This is a genomic window from Moorena sp. SIO1G6, from assembly GCF_010672795.1.
In the GTDB taxonomy this organism is placed as follows: Bacteria; Cyanobacteriota; Cyanobacteriia; order Cyanobacteriales; family Coleofasciculaceae; genus Moorena; species Moorena producens.
The window spans coordinates 1-1,428 of sequence record NZ_JAAHFZ010000179.1 but is presented as its reverse complement, the minus strand read 5'-3'; the positions used below and the strand labels follow the sequence as shown (position 1 = coordinate 1,428).

The following is a 1,428-nucleotide window of genomic DNA, read 5'->3' as shown; positions in this document are numbered from 1 at the left end:
CTGGTTGACTGACAAAAGTTGAGCGCGATTTCACGAACCCCTTACCAGGGATGGGCGCTTTGGGCATTGACATCTGGTTGGGGGAGCCAGCATTCTCAGGAAAGAAACCACTCACATCCCAAAAATGCTGTGAAAATAAACTCCCGCCTCTACAATGCCTTGAAGACAAAGATTGGTCAACCCTCTGACTGGGCGCATCTGAGTCATCTGACCACCTGTTTATGGATGGTGGTTGGTCTACTCCAGATAGGAGACGAAACCTTAGAATAGTGGAGCCTTTATAGGGGACTGGCTATGAGAAAAAGGGTTAAAACTTATTAAATAAGGCTCCACTATTCTTACGGTAACTTCCTCGGAAGTTAATTTGACCCGTTGGATTCCCCACATACCCTGTCGTGGTCACTATGCTCAAAGCAAACAACGTCGGATGCAACGGTGGCTGTACAATGCCCGCATTAACGTTCATCGCTTGTATAAACCCCTGATCCAGTCAGCCTTGGCGGATTGGAAACAAGAGTGTCTATATCTAAGCTTAGATACATCGTTGTTTTGGGATGAGTATTGCTTGGTGCGCTTGGCGGTGGTGCATCGGGGACGAGCGTTGCCAGTGGTCTGGCGGGTGATGGAACATGGTAGCGCCTCTGTCGCCTTCAAAGACTATCGGGAAATGTTGGAACAAGGCAGAGGGCTATGCGGTGAAGGGGTTAAGGTGATATTGCTAGCAGACCGAGGCTTTGTCCACACCGATTTGATTAGGTTAACTACTCAATGGGGCTGGCATTATCGGATTCGTGTGAAAAAGGATACTTGGATTTGGCGGAAGGGCATTGGCTGGTGCCAGCTTCAAGACTTTCATTTCAAACACGGAGCTGCCTTGTGCTTTCACAATGTCAGGTTGCATAAAGAACAAAGGTACGGTTGGGTCCATCTCATCTTTGGTCGCAACAATGTCAATGGTGAGTTTTGGGCGATTGTTAGCGATGAAAAGACGACCCTCCAAACATGCGCAGGAATATGGAATGCGATTTGATATTGAAGAAAACTTCTTGGATGATCAGTCCAATGGCTGAAATGTGCACAAGTCGAAAATTCGTTCTGTGTCTGCCCTATCTCGGTTATGGTTTATCTTAGCTGTAGCCACGCTGTATGTCACGGCAGTTGGAGTTGAGGTCGTCAAGACTGGCAAACGTCGGTGGGTCGATACCCATTGGTTTCGAGGCAACAGCTACTTTCGTATTGGTTGGGAGTGGGTCAAATCTGCCTTAGCCAATGGCTGGAAACTTATTCATCAGGTACGTTTCACCTCTAATTACGACCCTGACCCAGCCATGGCCTCCCGCAAACAACATCAGAAAAGGTACTATCGACTCGAATTTAAGGTAAAAACCTACGATTATGCTTTTCATTAAGTTTTGTCAGTCAACCAGG

3 protein-coding genes are annotated in these 1,428 nt (G+C 47.3%); all 3 read left to right on the top strand.

Features of this window, described 5'->3' with window-relative positions; translation table 11 throughout:
- Positions 1–129 precede the first annotated feature (129 nt).
- The 3 genes from F6K63_RS36870 (at position 130) to F6K63_RS36860 (ending at position 1,409) form a co-directional block, all read left to right on the top strand.
- Entirely contained in the window at positions 130–270 is a 141-nt protein-coding gene (locus tag F6K63_RS36870; protein WP_154659722.1) for a hypothetical protein, read from the top strand.
- Positions 271–364: 94 nt separating this feature from the next.
- Positions 365–1,030 (top strand): hypothetical protein, encoded by a 666-nt coding sequence (locus F6K63_RS36865; RefSeq protein WP_008181673.1) that lies wholly within the window; start codon positions 365–367, stop codon positions 1,028–1,030.
- A gap of 43 nt (positions 1,031–1,073) precedes the next feature.
- Positions 1,074–1,409, top strand: a complete 336-nt coding sequence (locus F6K63_RS36860) for a hypothetical protein (protein ID WP_287315014.1) — start codon at positions 1,074–1,076, stop codon at positions 1,407–1,409.
- Positions 1,410–1,428 lie beyond the last annotated feature (19 nt).